The sequence below is a fragment of the Streptomyces decoyicus genome (assembly GCF_019880305.1).
Lineage (GTDB): Bacteria > Actinomycetota > Actinomycetes > Streptomycetales > Streptomycetaceae > Streptomyces > Streptomyces decoyicus.
Genome location: NZ_CP082301.1, coordinates 2,675,213 through 2,692,696, shown reverse-complemented (window position 1 = coordinate 2,692,696; position 17,484 = coordinate 2,675,213). Strand labels below are relative to the sequence as shown.

Genomic DNA, 17,484 nt, shown 5'->3' with positions numbered 1-17,484 from the left:
CCGCACGGACCCCGGCCCCGCGCGGTCCGGTACGTCACCCCTCCCGGTCCGGTACGTCACCCCTCCCGGTCCGGTACGTCGCCCCTCCCGGTCCGGTACGTCACCCCTCCCAGTGGAACGCCCCGGGATGGATCTCGTCGCGCACCGTCGTGTACTGCTGGCGCACGGCCTGGCCGACCGGCAGCTCCTCACCCGGCTCGAACACCTGGCTCGCGGCGGCCGGCCACTGCGGCGGATCGACCCAGGCGGCCTGGCCGCCCGGCCGGGGCTCCGCACCGGGGGCCGGGGCGAGCGTGCCGTGCGCCACCCCCCACGCCCAGGCGGCCTGCCGCGCCGCGCCCAGCGCCGCGTACTCGGCCGGCTGCGGCACCACGACCGGCACCCCGAACAGCCCCGGCGCCACCGCCTGCACGGCGCCCAGCTCCGCCGCCGCGCCCAGCAGGAACACCCGGCGCACCGCCACGCCCCGCCCGCGCAGCACGTCCAGTGCGTCCGCCAGCCCGCAGAGCATGCCCTCCACGGCCGCCCGCGCCATGTGCTCCGGCTTCATGCTCTCCCGCCGCATCCCGTGCAACGACCCGGCGGTGTGCGGCAGATGCGGCGTCCGCTCGCCCTCCAGATACGGCAGCAGCACCATGCCGTACGCACCGGGCGAGGACTGCAGCGCCAGCTCGGACAGGCCTTCCAGATCCGTCCCCAGCATCTCCGCCGCACCGCGCAGCACCCGCACCGCATTGCTGGTGTGCACCACCGGCAGATGCCGGCCGGTCGCGTCCGCGAACGAGGTGATCGTGCCGGTCGGGTCCGCCAGCGCCTCATGGTGGATACCGAACACCGACCCCGACGCGCCCAGCGACACCACGGCGTCACCCACCCCGACGCCGAGCCCGAAGGCGGCCGCCATCGTCTCGCCCGTACCGGCGGAGATCAGCAGCCCCTCCGGGGTGAACCCGGCCGTCCCCGAGGGGCTCAGCACCTCCGGCAGCCGCACCTGATGGCCCAGCGCCAGCTCCACCAGATCCGGCCGGTACGACTCGGTCGCCGCCGACCAGAAGCCCGTCGCCGAGGCCCCGCCGCGGTCCGTCGTACGCCGCGCGGGCCGCCCCAGCAGCTGCCACGCCAGCCAGTCGTGCGGCTGCATGATCTCCGCGATACGGGCCGCATGCGCCGGCTCCGTACGCGCCAGCCAGCGCATCTTCGTCACCGCATGCGTCGCCTGCGGCACCGCGCCGACGGCCTGCGCCCACGCGGTACGCCCGCCCAGCGAGTCGATGAGATCCGCGGCCGCGGACTGCGCCCGCCGGTCATTGCCCACCAGCGCCGGCCGTACGAGATTGCCCTCGACGTCCAGCGGGACCAGGCCGTGCGGCTGCGCGGAGACGCCGATCGCCTGCACCCCTTCGAGCAGCCCGCCTCCCGCCGCCTCGCCGAGTGACATCAGCCACGCCTGCGGGTCGACGTCGGGCCCCTTCTCGACGGGGTGCGGCGCGTACCCGTGCCTGATGACGGCGCCCGTGTCCGCATCGCAGACGACGATCCGTGTGCTCTCGGACGAACTGTCCAATCCGGCGACTATCCCCATGGACCCAGATGATGCCCCATACGACGCATAGGGGCAGCGTCAGGGTTTGCCCCCGGGGCTGCTCAGGTGTTGCTCGTGCCCCAGTCGTCCTCTTCGGGGGAACGCTGCTCGCGCAGCGAGCGCACCCGGCTGCTGACGGAGTCGGGCAGCCGGTCGCCGACCTTCGCCGACACCGTCCCGAACGCCTTCGAGGCCGCCTCGCGCCCGGTCAGCGCGGCGGACTCCGCGGTGTTCCGGACCGCCGGGTTCTGGCTGATCCGCTGGGCGGCCTTGCGGAGCTGCTCGTACCGTTCCCGGCCGGCCCGTGTGCCGAGCACATACCCCGTGGCCAGTCCCGCGATGAACGTGAGCCGGTAGCGCATTGCTCCACCTTTCCTCTCGTCGGACCCGTCCGGTGCCGGTACGGACCGGAGTGCCGGGCTGTGCCGCGCGCCTACCCTCCGGGGCCGGAGATCACCCGAGGTGACCTGAGGCGATACCGATTGGCGGAGCACCCCCCTGCTTGCGCTAATGTATGTGTCGCAGCGAGCGCGCGCCGTCCGGAAGACCGGACTGCGGTGCATTCGAGGCACACAGAGCAATCCCCTGTAGCTCAATTGGCAGAGCAGCCGGCTGTTAACCGGCAGGTTACTGGTTCGAGTCCAGTCGGGGGAGCTCGGTCCCCTGTAGCTCAATTGGCAGAGCATTCGGCTGTTAACCGGAGGGTTACTGGTTCGAGTCCAGTCGGGGGAGCAGAGAGAAGAGGACCCCGGAAGGGGTCCTTTTTCTTGTGCCGTGGAACCGAACGCCCGGTGATCGAAGTCCTCTTGGGCGTGCGTGGTCGCACGACGGCAGCCCTCACGGGCAACAGATCGTATGAGCGGCTATGCTGCGGCAGACGGCGCGCACAAATGTGCGCGACGCGCCGTGGGGGGCGGTAGCTCAGCCGGTTAGAGCAGCGGACTCATAATCCGTCGGCCGTGGGTTCGAGTCCCACCCGCCCCACCGCAGCGCCCAGGGCGAAGAACCTTTCTACCTGGGGAAGCGTGAGAACGGGGGTCACCGCGTCAGCGCGGCGGCCCCCGTTCATCCGTTCAGATCAAGTGGCCCACGGCGGCCTCCACGGCCTCCCAAGTGGCCCAGACGCAGGCTCAGTCAGTTGGTGCCCGCGTTACCGGCCTTGGGTGCTTCGCCGTACGGGCGCGGCAGGCGACCTCGACCAGCTGGGCCGAGAGGCGCAGCCGGAGGGCGTCGAGCCTGACTTCGGGCCAGGGCAGGGCGCACATCGCACCGCACCGGGGGCCGGAGAAGATGCCCCACAGGGAGTACCGCCGCCCGCCCTTGACGAAGTCGAGGAATGTGCTGGTCTGTTCGGTCGGCCCCCGCCACGCGCTCCGACCGGCGTCACGCGGGGGTCACGCAGGCTCAACGCCGCGGTCATGGCCGCGCTCCCACTCTGGAGCCATCTATGGACTCGAGAGAGAAGAGGAGGCGCAGTGATGACAATCATCCGGAAGCGTCTTACCCACGTGGTCGGCGCGTCCTTCGCAGCGGCGGCGCTCGTCGGATCGATGGGGGCGATAGGGGCGACAGGCGCTGAACCAGCGGCTGCGAAGGCTCCGACCCACGCGACACAGGCGGCGCCAGGAGCATCAAAGGTCCTTTGCGTCAGCAGGGCCAACGGCAAGATCATCGATGTCGCTCCGGGCTCGGTCAGGGCGCTGTGCAAGGGGAGAGGCGGAGGCGGCGGCGGAGGCGGCGGCGGGGGTGGCGGACGCACCGTAACCGGTGCCACCACCGTGACCGGCGCCGTCACAACCGGCGCCAGCACCACCACCGGTGCCAGCACCACCACCGGCGCTACCACGACGACCGCCGCCCAGACCACCACCGGCGCCACGACGACCGGTGCCCAGACCACCACCGGCGGCACGACGACCGGTGCCCAGACCACCACCGGCGCCACCACCGGCGCCACCACCAGCACCGGCGCCACCACCACCGGCGCCACCACCACCGGTGCCACCACAACCAGCACGGGTGCCACCACCATCGCAGGAGGCACCACCGGTGCGACCGGTGCGACCGGTGCGACCGGTGCGACCGGTGCGACCGGTGCCACCGGCGGCACCACAGGAGCAGGTGGCTGAGCGAATGGCGTCATCACAGGCGGCCGAGCCCACAACGCCCGAGGCAGGGCACGCGCTCGGCACAGCTCTCGGCTCACGCTGAGGGGCAGGCGCCATCCCGCAATCCCTCTGGCGGTTCGTGCCCACCACGGGCCGTTCCGCCAGGGGGCCGCGCGCGCCCGGCATCACCCGCGTGAGGTCGCACGGCGCGTCAGACGGTCATGCTCCGGCTCTCGTTCCGGTCGTCCGGGCCCTTGCTCCGGCGTAGTGGTGCGGTGATGCGGTCCCGGGCGGCCGCAATCCTCGACCCGCCCCAGCGCAGGAAGTTCGTCGGCAGAAAGACCATGTCAGAGACGATCATCGCCAGCGAGAAGAACGGCAAGCCGCAGATCACCGCGATGGTCGCGTGTTCGGTCATCAAGATCGCAAGCATGACGTTCTTCACCCGTCGGTTGAGGAGGGTGAAGGGAAAGGCGACCTGCGCGACCACGGTGCCGTAGGTGATCAGCGTGACCATGGTGGAGCGGCTGTCGAGCACCTGGGACAGCCCGGTCCACGGGCTGAAGTAGTCCAGATGGAGCGGGTAGTGCAGGGCGCTTCCGTCCTGCCAGCGGGGGCCCTGGATCTTGTACCAGCCGGCGGTGGCATAGAGCAGGCATACCTGGGCGCCGATCACCAGCATCGCCGCGTTGTGGACGAGGTTGGCGACGACATCCAACAGCGCCCGCGCGTCCGGGGAACGCCGGCGTCCTGCCCAGAACCACAGGGCCTGACTCAACCACAGTCCCCAGAGGATCAGTACCCAGCCTCTGGGAATTTTGGCGAATCCCGTCATCTGTGCGACGGCGAGGCCCGCGCCGGCGAGGAGCCACAGCGCCACGCTCACCCGATCGCAGCCGTCCGGGTGCGGGGTCCCCCTGCGCTCCCGCCGGCGGGCGTCCAGGGACCACACCTGCCCGCACCGCGTGAGCACCAGATAGCTCGCCATCAGGTGGATGAGGGTGTCGCCGCCGTCGCCCAGGAGGACGCTGCGGTTCATCAGTGACAACACGCCGACCATGAACAGGATCGACATCGTGCGGGTGTGCCACCCCAGGAGCAGCAGCACACTCGCCACGATCACCCCGTGGTAGACCAGCTCGAACCACAGCCTGTCGTTCGACCACATCAGGACCGTGAACGCGTCGTTCGAGGCGATGAGGCGCTGGGCCAGGTCGAATCCCCACGGGTTGGTGGTCCCGTACAGCTCCAGCCGGTGCGGCCACTCGCGCAAGAGGTAGAGCGCGAAGGTCAGGGAGAAGCCGATCCGGATGACCGCGGCCTGGTACGGCGCGAGTGCCGCACTCGTGATCTTGTTCAGGAGCCTGGCGATCGCCGCGTCGAGCCTGGTGCCCATGTCTTTGAAGGGGGAAGGCGTCCGGGCAATGTCCTTCTCGACGCTCACGGGAACTCCTTCTTGGAGACCGGCCACCACGGAAGCATCTGGTAGGTCTTCTCGGTGCTCCCGCCGTCGTCGCTCCACTTCGGCGGGATGATCGGGGTGTTCGTCGCGTAGATCTGCACCTTGACCACCTGACCGCCGTCGATCCGCGGTCCGAGCCGGTGAGCCGCGATACGGCGTACGAAGGCCTCGGCGAGTTCGCCGCGCAGGCCTATCGCCCGCCCCTTGACATCGTGCGTCCTGTTGTAGAAGTCCCAGGCCTGACGCAGCAGGTTCTGGTGCGCGTGACTGGGCACGGGGTTGCGCCTGATCGCGCGGATGTCCTGGGCGGTCATTGCCAGCCAGTTCGTCGTGCGCCGGGAGCCGTCGGGGAACGCGACCTCGGCGCGCGCGTGCACGGCGATGTTGTCCTGGAGCGGGTTCGGCGCGAAAAGCTGCCAGTTCTGGTCGAACTCCGGATAGACGTAACCCTTGACCGGCCGGTCGTACTTCTTGCTGATGGCGTTGGGCGGGGCCACGAACAGGAACAGCAGAAGCAGGTGGAGCGTGACACCGATCGTCAGCACCCCGATGGCCGCCATGATCACGATCCGCGACAGCAGCGGCCAGGACCCGTTCGGCGCCGGCGGCAGCCCGCGGACGGCGGCGGACCGTCCGGGCGTCTTGCCTTCGTCGGCACCGTCCGTGCCGGTCTCGTCTGAGGACCCGCGTGGCTCCACCCTGCTCCCCCGTTCACGGGTCCCGGACATTCAACGAATAAGCCGACGGATCACCTGGTCATTCACGTCACCGCCGCCACATCAGAATAAATAGACTTATTCCGACGCGAACGTGCTATTGGGCCGAATGGCTGAGGGGGCAGTCCGGTGCGAGGCGAGGAGGCTGTGGACCTCGAAGCCCGGCGGTACCTCGAAGCCCGGCGCCGCCGGGGCGCCGTCACCGACCGGGGTGCGGCCGCAGCAGTCCGTCCATCAGGCGACGCAGCCGCGGTGTGGGGCGAAGTCCGAGCTCGTCGCGGAGGCGGTGCTCGTAGCGTTCGAAGTCGTCCAGCGCCTCGGACAGGTTGCCTTCCGCCAAGTGGGCCCGGATCAGTGACGCCTGGCTGCTCTCCCGCAGCGGATTCGCCTGTACGGCCGCGTGGGCGGCTGCCACCGCCCCGGCGAACTGCTTCGTGTCGATGAACTCTCCCGCCAGTGACTCAAGTGCGTGGAGTCGAAGCTGCTGCCACCGTTCGGCCTCCTGGAGTGCCCAGTCGTCGTACCAGCCGGGCAGCACGTCGCCGGAGAGCTGGTCGACGGTCGCCGCACTGAGCTGGAGTTCTCCGGCCGGAACGCCGGGGTCGAGTATGCGCTGGGCCAGCGATCGCGCGTGGTGCAGATCGACGCTGACGTCCCGCGCGAGGCGTACGTCGGTGGGGCTGACCTCCAGGGCTCTCCTGCCGATGCTGCGCAGGCGCGACAACGCCGACCGCAGGTTCGTGTGCGCGCTCTGCTCACATGCTTCGGGCCACAGGCTTCCGGCGACCAGGGACCGAGGGGCAGCGGTACGGCCCTTGAGCGCGATGAACGCCAGGAGCCGCTTCGAGCCGACGGGGACCACCACCGGCACATCCCCGACCACGAGGTCGAAACCGCCGAGAAGGGCGATCTGCAAGGCCGGCCAGCCATTCGCGTGCGGTCTGGAGAAGATGAGCTCATCGGGGCTCATGGCCGTTGATCGCGGAGGGGCCCGTCCGTTCGGCGTACACCCCACCGGGCGCCTTGTCGTCGCCTGAGGTTCGCAACCATCTGTGCACCTCCCACAAATTCATGTTGCTCCGCCCGGGATGTGTTGTCGAATTGTTTGGCTTTGGTGGGAGATGTGGCCTCTGGCGATGTGCCATCGAGTCGGCTGGGGTTTACCCTCCGCGCCACTGTCCCGGGTACGGCCTGGTGGTAGCCGGGTACGGCCCGGTGGCAGGGTGCGCTCCGCACTGAACGGGGGGTTCGACGACGTGCCGTACCTCTCCGGGCATGGTCATCTGGTCCTCCAGGCCCCGTCCGGCCGTCAGGAGCGTCGGACGGGAAGGGCAGGTGATGACGATGGAGCTGTTCCCCCCGATCCCGTTGGCCGAATGGCGGGACACCAAAGAAACGCTCCATCGTTTTGCACAGATCGTCGGGAAGATCCGGCTCGCTGCCAGTGCCCGGCGCAACCACTGGTGGAACGTGCCGTTCCATCTGACCGGACGCGGCATCACCACCCGCCCGATGGGGCAGTTCGACGGCAACCCGCTCTTCACGATGGACTTCGACTTCGTCGGTCACCGGATGGTCATCGCGAGGGGGGACGGCCGGACGCTCTCCTTTCCGCTCGTCGGCCACTCCGTGGCGTCCTTCTACGACGCGGTCATGGCGTCGCTGGCCGCGCTGGGCGTCCGGGTGGAGATCGCCGTCCCGCGGCCGTTCGATCTGCCCGACGCCGCCCGGCCGTTCGCCGAGGACACCGAGCACGCGGCCTACGACGCCGGGCACGCCCACCGCTACTGGCGGGTCCTCAGCCAGGTCGCGTCGGTGCTGGAGGACTTCGCCGAGGGCTATTCGGGGAAGGTCAGCCCGGTGCACCACTTCTGGCACACCTTCGACATCGCCCACACCCGGTTCTCCGACCGGCACGTCGACCAGCCCGGCCAGGTCGACCCGGTGACCCGGGAGGCGTACTCCCGGGAGGTCATCAGCTTCGGCTTCTGGTTCGGCGACGACTCCAACGCCGCGCCCGCGTTCTACTCCTACACCGCTCCCGAGCCCGCACAGCTGGCCGAGGAGCCGCTGGAGCCCGCGGCGGCACAGTGGGCCGCCCGCGGGGACAGTCACTTGGCGGTGCTGCCGTACGACGAGGTCCGCACCGCGGCCGATCCTCGTGCCGCCGTGCTCGGTTTCTACGAAAGCGCGTACCAGGCCGGCGCCCGGCGAGCCGGATGGGACATCGAACGGCTCGCCTGCCCCGGCGGGGTGACGGACCCGTACCTGATGTCCCGTCTGTGACGAGACGCGGTCAGGGCTGCTCTCAGATGACCGGCGGGCGGCCCAGCCTCGTCATCCGCCACACCGTGCGCCAGCGCATCGGACGCCGCCGCCCGCACGGGGTGCGCACTCCTTCGGCGAAGCCGGCGGCCCAGGCGCGCATGCCTGCCGCCGAGCGGCTGCGGACGGCCGTCAGTACGGCCCATACGCCGAGGTAGAGCGGTACCAGGAGCGCGGGGAGGTGCCGCTTGGCCAGCCACACGCGGTTCCTGGCGACCATGCGGTGGAAGACGGCGTGCCGGGTGGGCGAGGTGTACGGGTGCTGGAGCACCAGCTCGGGTGCGTAGCGGATGTGCCAGCCGTCGTCCAAGGCGCGCCAGGCCAGGTCGGTTTCCTCGTGGGCGTAGAAGAACTCGTCGGGCCAGCCGCCGATCCTGTCCAGCATCGGGACGGACAGGGAGTGTCCGCCGCCGAGGAACGTGGTGACCTGACCGCCGCGTGCGGGGTCGCCGACCCGCAGGCGGGGGACGTGCCGGCGCTGGGTGCGGCCCAGCTCGTCGGCGATGCGGAAGCTCACGATCCCCAACTCCGGGTCGGTCGCGTGCAGTTCCGCCAGCCGGCTGAACACGTCCGGGCTGATCAAGAGGCCGTCGTCGTCCAGGTCGACCACCAGATCGAGGTCCCCGAGCTTGCGCAGCTCGTCCAGGGCGACGTTACGGCCGCCGGCGACGCCCAGGTTGTCGCTCAGCTCGACGCCGGTCGCGCCGTGCGGCAGTGGGGGGAGCGGCGAGCCGTTTCCGATGACCACGATGTGGGCCGGCGGGAGGTCCTGCTTGGCGACCGAGTCCAGCAGCGCCTGGAGTTCGGCGGGACGGTTTCCCATGGTCAAGATGGCGACGCCTACGCGCAGATGACGCACAGAAGAAAGCTCCGTTCTTGGCGGTCCTTTCGCGATGCTAGCCGCCGGGGGAGGCGCCTGCCTGCCACGGCACCTCTCCGGCGACATCCCGGCCGGGGCGTCCCCGGGAGTCGTTCACGGTGCGCCCGGGGAGCCGCCCGCGGCTGCGGTGCCGGTCCGCGCCGGGGGCGTGGAAGGGGTCCCTCGACCTGTGGGGATCCAGGGGGCCGGTCGCATCCGGCGGGCCGGTGGAATCCTGCGTGTCCCTGGGCGGGACGCGGTGGCCGGGTGCTCCCGTGCGGCGCACCATGGAAGGACCAGGGGGTATGCACGGATGGCCGAGGGGGGCGGATGGAGGAAGCCTCATGATGGAAGTCAAGACGGTCGACAAGCCGGATGAACGGCGCGACTTTCCCCTGGGCCACCTCGAAGCCCTGCACCTCACCGGGCTGGACTTCGCCGTGGCCACCTTCGATCCCGGCTGGCACTGGACGGAGTCGGTGGGGCCGATCGCCGGGACCACGAGCTGCGAGGTCCACCACAACTGCTTCATGGTCCAGGGCCGGATGCGGCTCAGGATGAACGACGGTGCGGAGTCCGAGGTGGGCCCCGGCGACGTCTTCGTCTGCCCGCCCGGTCACGATGCCTGGGTCGTGGGGGACGAGCAGGTCATCCTGTACGACTTCGCGGGCGGTATGGCGACCGACTACGCCAAGGCGAAGAGCTAGACAGTGGCATTGGTGCGCTCCGGGGAGACCGCATCCGCGAAGCTCCCCGAAGCGCCGGGGGAGGGCGTGTATCCAGGGGGTGCGGGGGTGCCCTCGTCGTGGTGGTGGAGCCCGGCGGGCGGCGTGGGGATTCCCACGTGAATCGCTATGTCTAGGAACGCGATCGGTGGGCAGGGGTGCGGGACGGTCCGGCCTGCGGAATAGGTCACGGGTGATGCCCGTTACCGCAGCCGGAGACCGACTGGCAATCGTCGACAGACCGGAAGCAGGGAAACACGCATGAGCACCATCGAGCTCACCAAGGAAAACTTCGACGAAATCGTCTCCGGCAACGATTTCGTTCTCATCGACTTCTGGGCCGAGTGGTGCGGTCCGTGCAAGCAGTTCGGCCCGGTCTTCGAGCGGTCTTCCGAGACGCACGACGACCTGGTCTTCGCCAAGGTCGACACGGAGGCGCAGCCCGAGCTGGCGCAGGCCCTGCAGATCCAGTCCATCCCGACCGTGATGATCGTCCGCGAGAACATCGCGGTCTTCGCGCAGCCGGGCGCGCTCCCCGAGGAGGCCCTGGAGGACGTCATCGGCCAGGCCCGCGCGCTGGACATGGACGAGGTCCGCGCCTCGGTCACCGAGGCCGCGCAGGGCGAGCAGGCGCAGGCCGAGCAGGGGCAGCAGGCGCAGGGCTCGTGAGCGACCTCCTTCTGGTCCGGCACGGCGAGACCGAGTGGAGTCGGGACGGCAGGCACACCAGCTGGACCGACCTGCCGCTGACCGCCAAGGGTGAGGAGCAGGCCCGCGCACTGCGGCCGCTGCTGTCGGACCGGAAGATCGGGCAGGTGTACGCCAGCCCGATGGAGCGGGCACTTCGCACCGCCGAGCTGGCGGGCCTCGCCCGCCCGCAGATCGACCCCGACCTGCGCGAATGGGACTACGGCGGCTATGAGGGCATCGCCACCGCCGACATCCACCGCGGCAGGCCCGGCTGGTATCTGTTCTCCGACGGCGTCACCGAGGGGCCCGAGGGGCATCCCGGGGAGTCACCCGAGCAGGTCGGGGCACGCGCCGACCGGGTGCTGGCACGAATCGCGTCACAGCTCGCCGTCGACGAGGGCGATGTGGCGCTGGTGGCGCATGCGCACTTCCTGCGGGTGCTGGCCGCCCGGCGGCTCGGACTGCCCGCCTCGGCCGGCGGGCTGTTCACGTTCGAGACCGGCGCGGTCGGCGTCCTGGGGACCGAGCACGACCGCCCCGCGGTGGTCGCCTGGAACGCCCGGAGCCTGTAGCGCCCGAGCCCGTCACGCGCAGAGCCCGTGGCGTGCTCGGCCCGCTGCGGTACGAGGCGGCCGGGGCCGTTACGGAGCCATCGGATCGAGGTGCAGGGGCTGCACCTTGCCCTCGATCATGGCGCCGAGTCCCATGACGGCACAGGTGTCGGGGCGGTCCGCGGTGTGCACCGGCATGGTCGTGGCCTGATGGATCATCGGCTCCAGTCCGGGGATCAGCGCGCTGCCGCCCGCGAGCACGATGCCGCGCTCCCCGAGGTCGGCCACCAGGTCCGGCGGGCAGCGCCGCAGCACGGCCCCGATGGCGTCGAGGATCGAGGTCAGCGGGGTGGTGATGGCGTCCCGTACCCGCTCGGTGTCGACGTGGACGGAGCGCGCCATCCCGCTGACCACGTCCCGGCCGTGTACCTCGGTGGAGCCGGGGGAGAGGCCGTCGCCGCCGGAGAGAACCAACTGGAGCGGCCGTACCGCCTGGCCCGCCAGCATCAGCTCGTGATGCAGCCGCAGATGCTGGACCACCGCGTGGTCGATGGCGTTGCCGCCCACCGGCACGGTCTCCGCGGCCACGATCGAGCCGAGGGAGAGCACCGCGACCTGCGTGGTTCCCGCGCCGCACACCACGATCATGGTGGCCTCGGGCTGCTCCACCGGCAGCCCGGATCCCACCGCGGCGGCCACCAGGGTGTCGACCAGCTCCACCCGCCGTGCCCCCAGCCCCGTGAGCGTCTCCACGGCCGCCCGCTGCGCCAGCGGCTCGCTGCCGTACGGGAGACAGACCGCGGCCCGCATCGTCGGCCGGCGCCGCCAGGTCTTGCGCAGCCTTTCGCCGACCAGGGTGCGCAGCAGCCGCTGGGCCATGTCGATGTCGACGATCGTGCCGCCGGAGACCGGCCGCACCACGCGGATGTAGTCGGGGGTGCGGCCGTCCATCACCTCGGCCTGGGCGCCGACGGCCAGCAGCGCCCCGGTGCGGGTGTTGATGGCGGCGACGGTCGGTTCATCGACGACCAGCCCCTGGTTCTTCACGTACACCCTGGTCCGGGCCGCTCCGATGTCGACGGCGGCCGAGCACCGCCGCAATTGGGCGAGGCTGATGGTCATGGGTGATTCCTCCCCGTTGGCCGGTATGGACGGAGCGCTCGTGCGGCCTGTTCGCAGGGACCGCTCGTGCGCCATCCTCCGGTCGTGCACGGCGGGCCGCCTGCTGGGAAGGTCCGCTCGGGGGACGGGGAGGGGGCCGTTAGGGCAAAGGGGTGAGGCCGTCGTGATCTGCCGGTGCGGCGGGGGCCGGGCCGGTCAGCCGCTGGTACAGCCCCCAGGTGAATTCGGGGACGATCTGCTGGGGGGTGCCGTCGGGGCCGGGGGCGGTGCAGGACAGCCGCCAGCGGGTGGGGGCGCTGCCCTCCATCGGACGGGCCGGGGCGAAGGCGCGGGCGACCTCGTCGACCGTACAGGACCAGGGCCGCAGATCCTCGGTCGTCCGCAGGTCAGGGGCGGTGGCACCGGGTGCCCGGACGAGCCAGGCGTTCCAGACGGCGCCCCGGGTGCCGGTCAGGACCTCGAACCGCAGATCGGGCCAGAGCGGAACGGGCCAGGCCAGGGCCTCGCAGGTGAGGTCGCCGATCCGCCGGGCGGTGACGGACTCGGGGGTGCCGAGCAGCGCACGATACGGCTGGACGCCGCCGCGCGCCCGCGGGACGTGCATCCGTGCCTGCCAGCGGCGGTTGGCCTCGCGCAGGTCGGCGCGGGAGACCCGCAGGGTGCGCAGGGCGTCCTCGACCAGGCCGGGGTGGTGGTCGGCCATCCGGCGCAGCAGGACGAGCTGGAAGGCGACCGGTCCCGGCAGTCCGGAGGGGGTGCCGGAGCCTGCGGGCGGGTCGTGGTCAGCGGTGCCGTTCATGAGGGACATGGTCGTGGATGGCGCGGGTTCCGGGGGCGGGAGGGCCGCCGTCGGGGAGCTCAGCCGGCGCCTGCCGCCCGGCTCTCGACGAGCGTCTCCATGCCGTCCAGCAGGCGGGCCAGCCCGAACTCGAAGAGCGACTCCAGGTTGACCACGTCGTCCTCGATCCCCGAGACCCCCGCGTACATGGGATAGGAACCCGAGTCGAGGATGCCGTCGAACACCGGCTCCATCGTCGCCATCCACTGGTTCTGGTCCATGCCGGTCTCCTGCTCGGCCTCCAGATCGTCCTCGAACCCGGCGGCGGTGGACAGCACGAAACCCAGCAGCGTCAGCGCCATATGGATCAGCGTGACCGGGTCCATGCCCCGGACCCGCGCCATGGTCCACTCGATCAGCGCCATCGCCCGCGGCATCGGCTGCGGCCGGGTGAGCGACAGGTACTGCGCCAGCCACGGATGACGCCGGTAGAGCTCCCATTGCAGCCGCGCGCCCGCCTCCATCCGTTCGCGCCAGCCGTCCGGCGCCGGTTCGGGCAGCTCGATGTCGCGGAACGCGGCGTCCGCCATCAGCAGCACCAGCTCGTCCTTGCCCGCCACATGACGGTAGAGCGCCATCGAGGACACCCCGAACTCGGCGGCGACCCGGCGCATCGACAGCGCCCGCAGCCCCTCGGCATCGGCGACCTTGACCCCGGCCCGTACGACGCTCTCGCGGCTCAGCCCGCTGTCCGTCTCGCGCGGCCGCCGCTCCCGCGCCGCCCCGCTGCGGGCGGCCTGCTGCGGCTCGGCCACGACCGTGCCCACTCCCGGTACGGCCCGTACGAGGCCCTCCTGACGCAGCGTCGTCAGCACCTTGGTGGCGGTCGCCATCGCCACCCCCCACTCCTGGGTGATCCGCCGGGTCGAGGGCACCCGGTCGCCCGGCGTCAGCTCGCCGGCGTCGATACGGCGTCGGATCGTGTCGACGATCCGGCGGTAGGGCGGCGGGGCCGGCTGCTCCACGGGGGGACCTCCGTACTAGTGCACCAGGGGGTTTCAGCGGGCTGTGAGGGTAACAGGGCGTACTTCACCAGGGCATCGCACTAGGTAAGTGCACTAGTGTGACGCACCTCCAATTCCCTTGCCAGTTCTACTGTTTGCACCGTAAGCCCGCTCTGCTTACCGTGTCACTCATGTCGTTTACTGCGTACACATCCCCACCGCTGGCCGGACGCCGGGAGTGGGCCGCCCTGGGCGTCCTCCTGTTGCCGTGCCTGCTCGTCTCGATGGACGTCTCGGTGCTGTACTTCGCGGTGCCGTTCCTGACCGCGGAGCTGGAGCCCAGCAGCGTCCAGCAACTGTGGATCCTGGACGTCTACGGCTTCGTCCTGGCCGGCCTGCTGATCACCATGGGAGCGCTCGGCGACCGCATCGGCCGCCGCAAGCTGCTGCTGTCCGGCGCCCTCCTCTTCGGACTCGCCTCCGGGGCCGCCGCCTACGCGCAGAGCGCCGAAATGCTCATCGCCGCACGGGCGTTGCTCGGCATCGGCGGCGCGACCCTGATGCCGTCCACGCTCGCGCTGATCCGCAACCTCTTCCACGACGCCAAGCAGCGCGGCAAGGCGGTCGCGATCTGGTCAACGGCGGTGACCGGCGGCATCGCCATCGGTCCGGTGCTCAGCGGGGGGCTGCTGGAGCACTTCTGGTGGGGTTCGGTGTTCCTGGTCAACGCTCCGGCGATGGTGCTGCTGCTGGTCTGCGGGCCGCTGCTGCTGCCGGAGTTCAAGAACCCGGCGGCCGGACGCTTCGATCTGCCGGGCTCGCTGCTGTCCCTGCTCGCGATGCTGCCGGTGGTCTACGGGGTCAAGGAGATCGCCCGCGACGGCCTGGCGGCGTGGCCCGTCCTCGCCCTCGTGGGCGGCCTGCTGGCCGCCGCGGCCTTTGTGTACCGCCAGCGCACCGCCCGCCACCCGATGCTCGACCTGGAGCTGTTCCGGCACCGCGGGTTCAGCGTCTCGGTGCTGATGAACCTGCTGGCGATGTTCGCGATCGTCGGCTGTGCGGTGTTCTTCACCCAGTACCTCCAGTCCGTACGGGGCATGAGCCCCATGGAGGCGGCGCTGTGGAACCTGCTGCCGACCCTCGCGGTGGGCGGGATGGCGCCGGCGGCCACCGCGCTCGCCCAGCGGATGGACCGGGCGTATGTCATCGCCATGGGGTGCGTCACCGCGGCAGGCGGTTTCGTGTGGCTCTCCCGGCTGGAACCGGGCTCGGCCCTGTGGTTCGTCCTGGTGGGCTCGGCGGTCTACGCCTCGGGCCTGGTCATGGTGATGTCGCTCGGCAACGAACTGGCCATCGGTCTCGCGCCGCCCGAGCGGGCGGGCTCCGCCTCGGCCGTGCTGGAGTCCGGCACTGAACTGGGCGGCGCACTGGGCATGGCGATCCTGGGCAGCATCGGGAGCGCGATCTACCGCACGGACATCGGGGACGCCCTGCCCTTTGGCCTTCCGGCGGGCGCGGCCGCTGCGGCACGGGAGACGCTGGCGGGCGCCGCCGCCGTGGCCGGTGACCTCCCGGGCCGGGCGGGCGAGGCGCTGCTGACCGCGGCCCGCGCCGCGTTCACCGCGGGGATGCAGACGGCGGTGCTGGTCGCCGCGGGCGTCATGGCCTGTGCCGCGGTGGCGGCGCTGACGCTGCTGCGGGGGCTGCGGACCACGGGAGTCGAGGGGGAGGGGGACGCCACCGGGGCGGCCGGTGCGCAGCGGGGTGCCGCGCTACCGGCGGGGGCGGAGGCGGATGCCGGGGCGGAGGCGGCCGGTACGCCGACGGCCTAGGGGCGTGCCGCCCAACTGTGATTTCGGCTTCGAGGACGGCCTTGCGCTGGCTTGCGTGAACGCGAAGCCGGGCCCCTCGTGCCGGGCGCGCGGCGCGGCTCCTGGCGGCCGCCGCCCGGTTCACTCGGGTGCGACGCCCAGCATCCGTTGCAGCAGCTCCTTCAGCAGCGTCCGCTCGGCGACCGTCAGCCGGCCGAGGGGTTCGCGCGCGAAGTGGAGTGACGTACGCAGCGCCTCGGCCGTGCGCGCGCCCTCGTCGGTCGGGGCGGCGAGCTTGACGCGGCGGTCGGCCGGATCGGGGCGGCGCTCGACCAGGCCGCGGGTCTCCAGGCGGTCCACGATGCCGGTGATGTTCGACGGCTCGCACTTCAGGCGCTCGGCGACCTTGCGCATGGGCAGCGGCTCGGCGGAGAGCAGGCTGAGCACCCTGGCCTGGGCGCCGGTGAGGGAGTGCTCGGCCGCGGCGTGTTCGTACTCCTCGTAGTAGCGGGCGACGACAGTGCCGATGAGCTCGACGACCTCGACGGTCAAGGAGTCTGCGCGGGGGGTCATGCACACGAGGATACCCATTTACTTGACAACGTGAAATATCGAGGGGCATGGTTGTTTCAGCACCTGAAGCTTTAGGAGGATCGCGTTATGTCCGCACTGCCCACGACCGGCCGCGAATGGCACCTCGTCGCCCGCCCTCACGGCTGGCCCACCCCGGAGGACTTCGCGCTGCGCGAGGCCGCGGTGCCCGAGGTCGGAGAGGGTCAGATCCTCGTCCGTACGCAGCACTTCTCCGTCGACCCGTACATGCGCGGCCGGATGAACGACGTGAAGTCCTACGTCCCGCCCTTCCAGCTCGACCAGCCGATGGACGGCGGCGCGGTCGGCGAGGTCATCGCCTCGCGCGACGACTCCATCGCCGTCGGCGACCACGTCCTGCACGGCCTCGGCTGGCGTGAGTACGCGGTGCTGGACGCCAAGCGTGCCGCCAAGGTGGACCCGTCGCTGGCTCCGCTCACCGCCTACCTCGGTGTGCTGGGTATGCCGGGCCTGACCGCCTATGCGGGTCTGCTGGAGGTGGCGTCCTTCCAGGAGGGCGACGCCGTCTTCGTGTCCGGCGCGGCCGGCGCGGTGGGCAGCGAGGTCGGCCAGATCGCCAAGCTCAAGGGCGCCTCCCGGGTCATCGGCTCGGCCGGCTCGGACGACAAGGTCAAGCTGCTCGTCGAGGAGTACGGCTTCGACGCCGCCTTCAACTACAAGAACGGCGATGTCGCCAAGCAGCTGAAGGAGGCCGCGCCGGAGGGCATCGACGTCTACTTCGACAACGTCGGCGGCGACCACCTCGAAGCGGCCATCAGCTCCCTCAACGTCCATGGCCGCGCCGCCATCTGCGGCATGATCTCGATGTACAACGCGACGGAGCCGAGCCCCGCCCCGCGCAACCTCGCGATGGTGATCGGCAAGCGGCTGCGCCTCCAGGGCCTGCTGGTCAGCGACCACGCCGCACTCCAGCCGCAGTTCGTCGAGGAGGTCTCCGCCTGGATCCGCTCCGGCGAGCTGAAGTACAGCGAGACCAAGGTGGCCGGTATCGAGAACGGCGTCGAGGCGTTCCTGGGCCTGCTGCGCGGTGAGAACACCGGAAAGATGATCGTGAGCCTCACGGACTGACGGTGGCTCTGACTTGCCTGACGGTGACCTCTTGGCGGCGTTGGCGGCCTGGCGGTGGCTCTCCCTGTCCG

18 protein-coding genes and 3 tRNA genes are annotated in these 17,484 nt (G+C 70.9%); 10 read left to right on the top strand and 11 right to left on the bottom strand.

Going from position 1 to position 17,484, the window contains the following annotated elements; genetic code table 11:
• Window positions 1–100: 100 nt before the first annotated feature.
• Entirely contained in the window at window positions 101–1,582 is a 1,482-nt protein-coding gene (locus tag K7C20_RS11860) for an FGGY family carbohydrate kinase (RefSeq protein WP_167352555.1), read from the bottom strand.
• A gap of 62 nt (window positions 1,583–1,644) precedes the next feature.
• Window positions 1,645–1,944: a hypothetical protein gene (locus tag K7C20_RS11855; protein WP_030081307.1), complete on the bottom strand. Its 300-nt coding sequence runs from the start codon at window positions 1,942–1,944 to the stop codon at window positions 1,645–1,647.
• A gap of 219 nt (window positions 1,945–2,163) precedes the next feature.
• Between K7C20_RS11855 and K7C20_RS11850 the strand changes: the two genes are divergently transcribed.
• The 4 genes from K7C20_RS11850 to K7C20_RS11835 all read left to right on the top strand — a co-directional run bounded on the left by K7C20_RS11850 (window position 2,164) and on the right by K7C20_RS11835 (window position 3,711).
• Window positions 2,164–2,236, top strand: a tRNA-Asn gene (locus tag K7C20_RS11850).
• A 5-nt stretch (window positions 2,237–2,241) separates the two neighbouring features.
• Window positions 2,242–2,314: transfer RNA gene (locus K7C20_RS11845), tRNA-Asn, on the top strand.
• A gap of 178 nt (window positions 2,315–2,492) precedes the next feature.
• A tRNA-Ile gene (locus K7C20_RS11840) sits at window positions 2,493–2,566 on the top strand.
• A 794-nt stretch (window positions 2,567–3,360) separates the two neighbouring features.
• The gene (locus tag K7C20_RS11835; RefSeq protein WP_052414311.1) at window positions 3,361–3,711 is read left to right on the top strand and encodes a hypothetical protein; all 351 of its coding nucleotides are present in this window, start codon (window positions 3,361–3,363) and stop codon (window positions 3,709–3,711) included.
• Window positions 3,712–3,901: 190 nt separating this feature from the next.
• On the opposite strand, the gene K7C20_RS11830 is transcribed toward K7C20_RS11835, so the two are convergent.
• The 3 genes from K7C20_RS11830 to K7C20_RS11820 all read right to left on the bottom strand — a co-directional run bounded on the left by K7C20_RS11830 (window position 3,902) and on the right by K7C20_RS11820 (window position 6,838).
• On the bottom strand, window positions 3,902–5,134 hold the full coding sequence (locus K7C20_RS11830) for an HTTM domain-containing protein (RefSeq protein ID WP_063781323.1): 1,233 nt from the start codon (window positions 5,132–5,134) through the stop codon (window positions 3,902–3,904).
• Entirely contained in the window at window positions 5,131–5,850 is a 720-nt protein-coding gene (locus tag K7C20_RS11825) for a DUF5819 family protein (RefSeq protein WP_245171896.1), read from the bottom strand. Before K7C20_RS11825 ends, K7C20_RS11830 begins: the two co-directional genes overlap by 4 nt.
• A gap of 217 nt (window positions 5,851–6,067) precedes the next feature.
• Window positions 6,068–6,838 (bottom strand): AfsR/SARP family transcriptional regulator, encoded by a 771-nt coding sequence (locus tag K7C20_RS11820; protein WP_048829427.1) that lies wholly within the window; start codon window positions 6,836–6,838, stop codon window positions 6,068–6,070.
• 374 nt (window positions 6,839–7,212) lie between these two features.
• On the opposite strand from K7C20_RS11820, the gene K7C20_RS11815 reads away from it, so the two are divergent.
• Window positions 7,213–8,154 carry a DUF5996 family protein gene (locus K7C20_RS11815; protein WP_030081313.1) on the top strand — a complete coding sequence of 314 codons (942 nt, stop codon included), beginning with the start codon at window positions 7,213–7,215 and terminating at the stop codon, window positions 8,152–8,154.
• Between the two features lie 22 nt (window positions 8,155–8,176).
• Here the strand turns inward: K7C20_RS11815 and K7C20_RS11810 are convergent, their stop codons facing one another.
• Window positions 8,177–9,052, bottom strand: a complete 876-nt coding sequence (locus K7C20_RS11810) for a glycosyltransferase family 2 protein (RefSeq protein WP_053210500.1) — start codon at window positions 9,050–9,052, stop codon at window positions 8,177–8,179.
• Between the two features lie 344 nt (window positions 9,053–9,396).
• Here K7C20_RS11810 and K7C20_RS11805 point away from each other — a divergent pair, with 344 nt between their 5' ends.
• Complete coding sequence (locus K7C20_RS11805; RefSeq protein ID WP_030081317.1) at window positions 9,397–9,759, top strand: cupin domain-containing protein; 363 nt, start codon at window positions 9,397–9,399, stop codon at window positions 9,757–9,759.
• Here K7C20_RS11805 and K7C20_RS11800 read toward each other — a convergent pair.
• Window positions 9,756–9,896 carry a hypothetical protein gene (locus tag K7C20_RS11800; RefSeq protein ID WP_160328782.1) on the bottom strand — a complete coding sequence of 47 codons (141 nt, stop codon included), beginning with the start codon at window positions 9,894–9,896 and terminating at the stop codon, window positions 9,756–9,758. The genes K7C20_RS11805 and K7C20_RS11800 overlap by 4 nt on opposite strands.
• A 142-nt stretch (window positions 9,897–10,038) precedes the next feature.
• Here K7C20_RS11800 and trxA point away from each other — a divergent pair, with 142 nt between their 5' ends.
• Window positions 10,039–10,446: a thioredoxin gene (trxA, locus tag K7C20_RS11795; protein ID WP_030081319.1), complete on the top strand. Its 408-nt coding sequence runs from the start codon at window positions 10,039–10,041 to the stop codon at window positions 10,444–10,446.
• The gene (locus K7C20_RS11790; RefSeq protein WP_053210501.1) at window positions 10,443–11,039 is read left to right on the top strand and encodes a histidine phosphatase family protein; all 597 of its coding nucleotides are present in this window, start codon (window positions 10,443–10,445) and stop codon (window positions 11,037–11,039) included. The genes trxA and K7C20_RS11790 overlap by 4 nt, the downstream gene beginning before the upstream one ends.
• A 69-nt stretch (window positions 11,040–11,108) precedes the next feature.
• Here K7C20_RS11790 and K7C20_RS11785 read toward each other — a convergent pair whose 3' ends face one another.
• From K7C20_RS11785 to K7C20_RS11775, 3 genes are all read right to left on the bottom strand, one after another.
• On the bottom strand, window positions 11,109–12,140 hold the full coding sequence (locus K7C20_RS11785; RefSeq protein WP_053210502.1) for a rod shape-determining protein: 1,032 nt from the start codon (window positions 12,138–12,140) through the stop codon (window positions 11,109–11,111).
• Window positions 12,141–12,279: 139 nt separating this feature from the next.
• On the bottom strand, window positions 12,280–12,939 hold the full coding sequence (locus K7C20_RS11780) for a hypothetical protein (protein ID WP_048829434.1): 660 nt from the start codon (window positions 12,937–12,939) through the stop codon (window positions 12,280–12,282).
• A gap of 59 nt (window positions 12,940–12,998) precedes the next feature.
• A complete protein-coding gene (locus tag K7C20_RS11775; RefSeq protein WP_030081335.1) occupies window positions 12,999–13,943 on the bottom strand; it encodes a TetR/AcrR family transcriptional regulator C-terminal domain-containing protein in 945 nt (314 codons plus the stop codon).
• Between the two features lie 170 nt (window positions 13,944–14,113).
• Here K7C20_RS11775 and K7C20_RS11770 point away from each other — a divergent pair, with 170 nt between their 5' ends.
• Window positions 14,114–15,754: an MFS transporter gene (locus tag K7C20_RS11770; protein WP_078953637.1), complete on the top strand. Its 1,641-nt coding sequence runs from the start codon at window positions 14,114–14,116 to the stop codon at window positions 15,752–15,754.
• A 120-nt stretch (window positions 15,755–15,874) separates the two neighbouring features.
• Here the strand turns inward: K7C20_RS11770 and K7C20_RS11765 are convergent, their stop codons facing one another.
• A complete protein-coding gene (locus K7C20_RS11765; protein ID WP_030081341.1) occupies window positions 15,875–16,306 on the bottom strand; it encodes a MarR family winged helix-turn-helix transcriptional regulator in 432 nt (143 codons plus the stop codon).
• Between the two features lie 87 nt (window positions 16,307–16,393).
• On the opposite strand from K7C20_RS11765, the gene K7C20_RS11760 reads away from it, so the two are divergent.
• Window positions 16,394–17,413 carry an NADP-dependent oxidoreductase gene (locus K7C20_RS11760; RefSeq protein ID WP_030081343.1) on the top strand — a complete coding sequence of 340 codons (1,020 nt, stop codon included), beginning with the start codon at window positions 16,394–16,396 and terminating at the stop codon, window positions 17,411–17,413.
• Window positions 17,414–17,484 lie beyond the last annotated feature (71 nt).

Excerpts from the sequence above, each read along its gene's own strand:
- K7C20_RS11815 (WP_030081313.1), top strand. The coding sequence starts at position 7,213 with ATGGAGCTGTTCCCCCCGATCCCGTTGGCCGAATGGCGGGACACCAAA.
- K7C20_RS11770 (WP_078953637.1), top strand. The coding sequence starts at position 14,114 with ATGTCGTTTACTGCGTACACATCCCCACCGCTGGCCGGACGCCGGGAG.
- K7C20_RS11785 (WP_053210502.1), bottom strand. The coding sequence starts at position 12,140 with ATGACCATCAGCCTCGCCCAATTGCGGCGGTGCTCGGCCGCCGTCGAC.
- K7C20_RS11820 (WP_048829427.1), bottom strand. The coding sequence starts at position 6,838 with ATGAGCCCCGATGAGCTCATCTTCTCCAGACCGCACGCGAATGGCTGG.
- K7C20_RS11760 (WP_030081343.1), top strand. The coding sequence starts at position 16,394 with ATGTCCGCACTGCCCACGACCGGCCGCGAATGGCACCTCGTCGCCCGC.
- K7C20_RS11765 (WP_030081341.1), bottom strand. The coding sequence starts at position 16,306 with ATGACCCCCCGCGCAGACTCCTTGACCGTCGAGGTCGTCGAGCTCATC.
- K7C20_RS11805 (WP_030081317.1), top strand. The coding sequence starts at position 9,397 with ATGATGGAAGTCAAGACGGTCGACAAGCCGGATGAACGGCGCGACTTT.
- K7C20_RS11860 (WP_167352555.1), bottom strand. The coding sequence starts at position 1,582 with ATGGGGATAGTCGCCGGATTGGACAGTTCGTCCGAGAGCACACGGATC.
- K7C20_RS11780 (WP_048829434.1), bottom strand. The coding sequence starts at position 12,939 with ATGAACGGCACCGCTGACCACGACCCGCCCGCAGGCTCCGGCACCCCC.
- trxA (WP_030081319.1), top strand. The coding sequence starts at position 10,039 with ATGAGCACCATCGAGCTCACCAAGGAAAACTTCGACGAAATCGTCTCC.
- K7C20_RS11855 (WP_030081307.1), bottom strand. The coding sequence starts at position 1,944 with ATGCGCTACCGGCTCACGTTCATCGCGGGACTGGCCACGGGGTATGTG.